This window comes from Kitasatospora sp. NPDC088134 (assembly GCF_044741705.1).
Classification (GTDB): Bacteria; Actinomycetota; Actinomycetes; order Streptomycetales; family Streptomycetaceae; genus Kitasatospora.
The window spans coordinates 67,483-73,748 of sequence record NZ_JBIUTD010000023.1; the positions used below are offsets into that span (position 1 = coordinate 67,483).

Here is a 6,266-nt window from a genome sequence, read left to right on the forward strand (position 1 = left end):
CGTCAGGAGCTGCCCGGCTGGGTGACGAAGTCGATCAACTCCTCGACCCGGCCCAGGAGTTCGGGTTCCAGGTCCTTCCAGCCGTCGACCGAGGCGAGAATGCGCTTCCAGGCGGCGGGGGTGTCCGCCGGCCAGCCCAGGCGGCGGCAGATGCCCTCCTTCCACACCTCGCCGCGCGGCACCTCCGGCCAGGCGGCGAAGCCCAGCCCGGCGGGTTTGACGGCCTGCCAGATGTCGACGTACGGGTGGCCGACGACCAGGACGTGCTCGCCGGTCACCCGTTCGGCGATCCGGTGCTCCTTGGTGCCGGGCAGCAGGTGGTCGACCAGCACGCCGAGCCGGCGGCCCGGGCCGGGGGCGAACTCGGCGACGATCGCGGGCAGGTCGTCCACGCCCTCCAGGTACTCCACCACCACGCCCTCGATCCGCAGGTCGTCGCCCCAGACCCGCTCGACCAGCTCGGCGTCGTGCCGGCCCTCCACGTAGATCCGCGACTCGCGGGCCACCCGGGCCCGCGCCCCCGGCACCGCGACCGACCCCGAGGCGGTCCGCCCGGGCCCGCGCGCCGGGGCGGGACCGGTCGGCCGGACCAGCGTCACCACCCGGCCCTCCAGCAGGAAGCCGCGTGGCACCAGCGGGAACACCCGGTGCTTGCCGAACCGGTCCTCCAGCGTGACGGTGAAGCCCTCGGCCGTCCGCTCGCAGCGCACCACCGCCCCGCAGAAGCCGGTCGCCGCCTCCTCCACCACCAGGTCGCGCTCCGCCGCGACCTCGGGGGCGGGCTGCTGCCGCTTCCACGGCGGGGTCAGATCCGGTCCGTACTCCCTGCTCCGCATGGGTGGCAGTCTACGAAACCGCCGCGCCCGCGCCCGCACCCGGCGGGGCCCGGCGGCCGACGGGTCGACTGACGGGCTGATCGACGGAACAACTGACGGAACAACTGACGGAACGACTGGCGGGTCGGCTGACGGACCGGCAGGCGACGCTCCGTCAGCCCAGGTACGGGGCGGCCGTGGAGAGCACCTCGGCGATCCGCCCGCCCACCGCCGCGCCGTGCGGCAGCGTCCGCACCTCGTCCCCGCCCCACTTCGGGCGCACGCCGCGCACCGCCAGCAGGTGCACCACCCGCAGGGTGCGCAGCGTGTTGGAGATTTCGGCGGGCATCGGCCCGGGCTCGCCGGCCGCGAACACCTCCGCCACCGCGTCCAGCCAGCCGACCGCCGCGTCCTCGGTCAGCTCCGGGCGGGTCAGGGTCAGCGCGAGGGCGAAGCCGAGGCGGTCGTCCTCCATCGAGTCCAGGACGTGGCCGGTCGGGGCGAGCAACCGGGCCGCGCCGAGGTGCAGCAGCGGTACCGGGTCCACGTCCGGGTGCTGCCCGAACGCGGCCAGCAGGTCGGCGCCGTGCGCGACGGCGTGCAACCAGCCCAGCTCGGGGTGGTGGCCGCGCAGGTCGGTCTCGGCGGGGTACCAGCGGGCGAAGGCGTCGACCCACCCCGGCCGCAGGGCGCCGGCCGCCACGAGACGGGCCAGCACCAGCGGGGCGAAGGTCCGGGCCTGGATCTCCGGGTCGGCGAACCGCTCCGCCATCGCGTCACCGAGCGCCAGCCGGCGCTCCTCCGGGAGGACAGGCGCCCAGCCGGCCAGCCGCGGGTAGGCGCGCTCGTCGCGCTCCACCGGGTCGGGCGAGCGCAGCGCCGCGACGACGGCGGCCAGTTCGGCGTCGGACGGGTCACGGTCGGGCAGCGCGGTCCAGTCGATCACGACCGGCCACCCTAGGGGCCCGCCCGTGCGACCACCAGCGAATAACCCGCGGGGCGGAGGAAGGACGTTGCGGCGGGGAAGGCGGGAGGGGCCGGGAACCGGAGGGGGCTGGGCGGAGAAGGAAGGGGGGAGGGGACGGGAACCGGAGGGAGGGGGCGCGGGCCGGGCGGGAGGAAGGACCGGGCCGGGGGAGAGGAGGGGCGCGGGGTCAGGTGAGACCCGGGGCGCCCCAGACCGGGAACCAGCGGGAGAGGTCCGGTTCGATCCGCAGGTCGTTGCCGAGCATCGCCTTGACCTGGAGCTCCAGGGCGTTGTCGCGCTTCTCGCCGCCGCCCGCGACCGGCGCGAACGGGTAGAAGGTGCCGCGCTTGTAGAGGTAGACCAGGGCCAGCGCCCGGCCGCCGGGGTCGCGGAAGCCGACCAGGGAGCAGAGCAGTTGCGGGCCGAACCCGTTGGCCTCCAGCTCGCTGTTGACGGCGTGCAGGTCGTTCACCAGGTCGGGGAGTTCGTCGGGGGTGTGCCGGGCCAGCAGCCAGGAGTACCCGTAGGCGTCGCGGGAGGCTTCGACGGGGGTGCCGCCGCGGCCGGTGTCGGCGTCCAGCAGGGCCCGGACCTGGGACTGCACCTCGGCGAAGGCGGCGCCCTCGACGGCGGCGAAGCAGACCGAGCCGAGCCCGGTCGGGGTGAACCCGGCGGCGGCCTGCAGGGTCAGCGCGGCCGAGGGGACGCCGAACAGCTGGTCGAGGTCGGGCTTCACCGGCTTGGTCCGGCCGAACAGCGCGTCCAGGAATCCCACGGGGCAAGGCTCCTCACGGATCGTTGACGGGAAAGGGAGGGGGAACGGTCACTGTCCGAGTTCGCCGGAGATCTTCGCCAGCTGCGCCAGCCGCTGCTCCAGCGACGGGTGGGTGGAGAACAGCTGCGCGGCGGCCTCCTTGGCGCTCAGCGCGGGCGCGAAGTAGAAGGCGTTGTAGGGCTGGGCCTGCCGCAGGTCCTTGGTCGGGATGGCGCCGATCTGCCCGGTGACCTTGGTGAGTGCCGAGGCCAGCGCGGAGGGGCGGCCGGTGAGCTGGGCGGCGGCCCGGTCGGCGGCGAGTTCGCGGTAGCGGGACAGCAGCCGGGTGAGCAGGAAGCTGATCGCGTACACCACCATCGACACCAGCGGGATCAGGATCATCGCGATCGCCGCGTTCTGGTCGTTGTTGTTGCGGTTGTTGCCGCCCATCATGCCGCCGTACAGGGCGATCCTGGTGATCGCGCCGGCCAGCACGCCGAGGAAGCCGGCCACCGTCATCACCGCGACGTCCCGGTGCGCGACGTGCGAGAGCTCGTGGGCGAGGACGCCCTCCAGCTCCTCCGGCTCCAGCCGGCGCAGCAGGCCGGTGGTCACGCAGATCACCGCGTTCTGCGGGTTGCGGCCGGTGGCGAAGGCGTTCGGCATGTCGTTGTCGGCGACCGCGACCCGGGGCTTGGGCATGTCGGCGAGCGCGCACAGCCGGTCGACGGCGCCGTGCAGCTCGGGGTACTGCTCGGGCGAGACCTGGTGGGCGCCCATCGCCCGCTCGGTGATCTTGTCGGAGAACCAGAACTGGGCGACGAACAGGCCGCCGGAGATCAGCACCACCAGCGGCCAGGCGCCGCGCAGCAGCACGATCAGCAGGCCGGTGAAGCCCACGTAGACCAGGCCGATCAGGAACATGGTCACGACCATCCGGCCGGTCAGTCCGCGGTCGGGGGCGAACCGGGAGTGCTGTGCCGCCATCGCTGCGCCTCCTCTGCCTGGCCGGGCCGCGCCGCCGCTGCCCCGCTCGCCTTCGATGCTGCCACCGGGCGGGGCCGCGGGCACCATGCGAAACGGGGGGAATCGGGGGGAATCCGACACGCGCGGGGCGGGGGGCGGTTTTCGGACGAGGATCACGTGGGCGGACCGTTCCTGCCGTCAGGCCCGGGCCGTACACTGGCACGTACGGTTCTGGCACTCTGCCCAGTTGAGTGCCAGGCGGGGGCGGTGAGCCCCCGGAGACCGGAACGACCGCAGCAAGCGGACCGACCAGACCGACGGACGACGACGGAGGTGCCCGACCGTGCAGGACGACGGCAAGCCCGACGGCAAGCCCGACGGCCGTCTGATCGAGACCCGCCCGTCCGTGCGTCCGCTGGACGAGCGGCGGCTGGCGGTGCTCCGCGCGATCGTCCAGGACTACGTGGGCACCGAGGAGCCGGTCGGCTCCAAGGCGCTGGTGGAGCGGCACAACCTGGGCGTCTCCCCGGCCACCGTCCGCAACGACATGTCCGCGCTGGAGGAGGAGGGGTACATCCACCAGCCGCACACCAGCGCGGGCCGGATCCCCACCGACAAGGGCTACCGCCTGTTCGTCGACCGCCTCGCCGAGGTCAAGCCGATGACGCCCCCGGAACGCCGGGCGATCCGGCACTTCCTGGAGGGCGCGGTCGACCTGGACGACGTGGTGGCCCGCACGGTGCGGCTGCTCGCGCAGCTGACCCGGCAGGTCGCGGTGGTCCAGTACCCGTCGCTGACCCGCTCCACGGTCCGGCACATCGAACTGGTGTCGCTCACCCCGACCAAGCTGATGCTGGTGCTGATCACCAACACCGGCCGGGTCGAGCAGCGGATGGTCGACTGCCCGGGCCAGGTCGGCGAGGCCCTGCTGGGAGACCTGCGGGCCAGGCTGAACGGCATGGCGGGCGGCTGCCGGCTGCCCGAGGTGCCGACCGTCCTGGAGGACCTGCCGGCCGGTTTCGAGCCGGCCGAGCGGTCGATCGTCAGCACCGTGCTGAGCGTGCTGTTCGAGGCGCTGGCCGAACAGAGCGAGGAGCGGATCATGCTGGCGGGCACCGCCAACCTGACCCGCTTCGGCCACGACTTCCCGCTGACCATCCGTCCGGTGCTGGAGGCGCTGGAGGAGCAGGTGGTGCTGCTGCGCCTGCTGGGTGAGACGGCGGACTCCGCGATGACGGTCCGGATCGGCCACGAGAACGCCTACGAGGGCCTGAATTCCACGTCGGTGGTCTCGGTCGGTTACGGTTCGGGCGATCAGAGCGTGGCGAAGCTGGGAGTGATCGGTCCGACCAGGATGGATTACCCGGGCACAATGGGGGCGGTGCGCGCGGTGGCACGGTACGTCGGCCAGATCCTGGCCGAGTCATAGCTGCTCGGGACGGCAAGGTCTGTGTGGGACACTCGCGCAGAGCCATCGCAGAGCACTTCTAGAGGCGGAACAAACCGGAGCATTTGGTGGCCACGGACTACTACGCGGTACTCGGCGTCCGACGCGACGCGGGGCAGGACGAGATCAAGAAGGCGTTCCGACGCCTTGCCCGTGAACTGCACCCGGACGTCAACCCGGACCCGAAGACGCAGGAGCGGTTCAAGGAGATCAACGCCGCCTACGAGGTGCTCTCCGATCCGCAGAAGCGTCAGGTCTACGACCTCGGCGGCGACCCGCTGTCGCCCGGCGGCGGGGCGGGCGGGTTCGGCGCGGGCGCGGCCGGGTTCGGCTTCTCCGACATCATGGACGCCTTCTTCGGCGCCGCGACGGGCCAGCGCGGCCCGCGCTCGCGGACCCGCCGCGGCCAGGACGCCATGATCCGGCTGGAGATCACCCTGGAGGAGGCCGCGTTCGGCACCACCAAGGAGCTCCAGGTCGACACCGCCGTCACCTGCACCACCTGCAACGGCGAGGGCGCGGCCCCCGGCACCTCCGCCCAGACCTGCGACATGTGCCGCGGCAAGGGCGAGGTCTCCCAGGTCACCCGGTCCTTCCTGGGCCAGGTCATGACCTCCCGCCCCTGCCCGCAGTGCCAGGGCTTCGGCACCGTGGTCCCGACCCCGTGCCCGGAGTGCGCCGGCGACGGCCGGGTCCGGGCCCGCCGCACCCTGACGGTCAAGATCCCGGCCGGCGTCGACAACGGCACCCGGATCCAGCTGGCGGGCGAGGGCGAGGTCGGCCCCGGCGGCGGCCCCGCCGGCGACCTGTACGTGGAGATCGCCGAGACCAGCCACCCGACCTTCCAGCGCCGCGGCGACGACCTGCACTGCACCGTCACCATCCCGATGACCGCCGCGTCGCTCGGCACCCAGGTGCCGCTGCAGACCCTGGACGGCCTGGAGGAGGTCGACATCCGGCCCGGCACCCAGTCCGGCCAGTCGATCCCGCTGCACGGCCGCGGCATCACGCACCTGCGCGGCGGCGGCCGGGGCGACCTGATAGTGCACGTCGAGGTGCAGACGCCCACCAAGCTCGACCCCGAGCAGGAGGAGCTGCTGCGGCGGCTCGCCGTGCTGCGCGGGGAGGAGCGGCCGTCCGGGCAGTTCGCGCCCGGCCAGCAGGGCCTGTTCTCCCGGCTGAAGGACGCCTTCAACGGGCGCTGACGCCCGTTCCGGGGCCGGGGGGGGGGGGGGGGGCGCCCCCCCCCCCCCCCCCCCCCCCCCCGGGGGCGGGGCCCCCCCCCCGGGGGGCCGCGCGGCCCCCCCCCCCCCCCCC

Annotated in this window: 6 protein-coding genes; 2 read left to right on the plus strand and 4 right to left on the minus strand. The window is 73.7% G+C overall.

Annotated elements, in window-relative coordinates; all coding sequences use genetic code 11:
- Positions 1 to 2: 2 nt before the first annotated feature.
- The 4 genes from ACIOHG_RS28550 to htpX form a co-directional block, all read right to left on the minus strand.
- Positions 3 to 836, minus strand: a complete 834-nt coding sequence (locus ACIOHG_RS28550; RefSeq protein ID WP_400954665.1) for a DUF3097 domain-containing protein — start codon at positions 834 to 836, stop codon at positions 3 to 5.
- Between the two features lie 154 nt (positions 837 to 990).
- Positions 991 to 1,761: a DUF2785 domain-containing protein gene (locus ACIOHG_RS28555; protein WP_400954666.1), complete on the minus strand. Its 771-nt coding sequence runs from the start codon at positions 1,759 to 1,761 to the stop codon at positions 991 to 993.
- A 208-nt stretch (positions 1,762 to 1,969) separates the two neighbouring features.
- Positions 1,970 to 2,557 carry a hypothetical protein gene (locus tag ACIOHG_RS28560; RefSeq protein WP_400954667.1) on the minus strand — a complete coding sequence of 196 codons (588 nt, stop codon included), beginning with the start codon at positions 2,555 to 2,557 and terminating at the stop codon, positions 1,970 to 1,972.
- Positions 2,558 to 2,605: 48 nt separating this feature from the next.
- On the minus strand, positions 2,606 to 3,523 hold the full coding sequence (gene htpX / locus ACIOHG_RS28565) for a zinc metalloprotease HtpX (protein ID WP_400954668.1): 918 nt from the start codon (positions 3,521 to 3,523) through the stop codon (positions 2,606 to 2,608).
- A 394-nt stretch (positions 3,524 to 3,917) separates the two neighbouring features.
- Here htpX and hrcA point away from each other — a divergent pair, with 394 nt between their 5' ends.
- Both hrcA and dnaJ read left to right on the plus strand, forming a co-directional pair.
- Positions 3,918 to 4,931: a heat-inducible transcriptional repressor HrcA gene (gene hrcA, locus ACIOHG_RS28570; protein ID WP_400954737.1), complete on the plus strand. Its 1,014-nt coding sequence runs from the start codon at positions 3,918 to 3,920 to the stop codon at positions 4,929 to 4,931.
- Positions 4,932 to 5,017: 86 nt separating this feature from the next.
- On the plus strand, positions 5,018 to 6,154 hold the full coding sequence (dnaJ, locus tag ACIOHG_RS28575) for a molecular chaperone DnaJ (RefSeq protein WP_400954670.1): 1,137 nt from the start codon (positions 5,018 to 5,020) through the stop codon (positions 6,152 to 6,154).
- Positions 6,155 to 6,266 lie beyond the last annotated feature (112 nt).

What these genes read in the sequence shown, in the direction of transcription:
- ACIOHG_RS28550 (WP_400954665.1), bottom strand. Translation starts at nt 836, where the DNA reads ATGCGGAGCAGGGAGTACGGACCGGATCTGACCCCGCCGTGGAAGCGG.
- htpX (WP_400954668.1), bottom strand. Translation starts at nt 3,523, where the DNA reads ATGGCGGCACAGCACTCCCGGTTCGCCCCCGACCGCGGACTGACCGGC.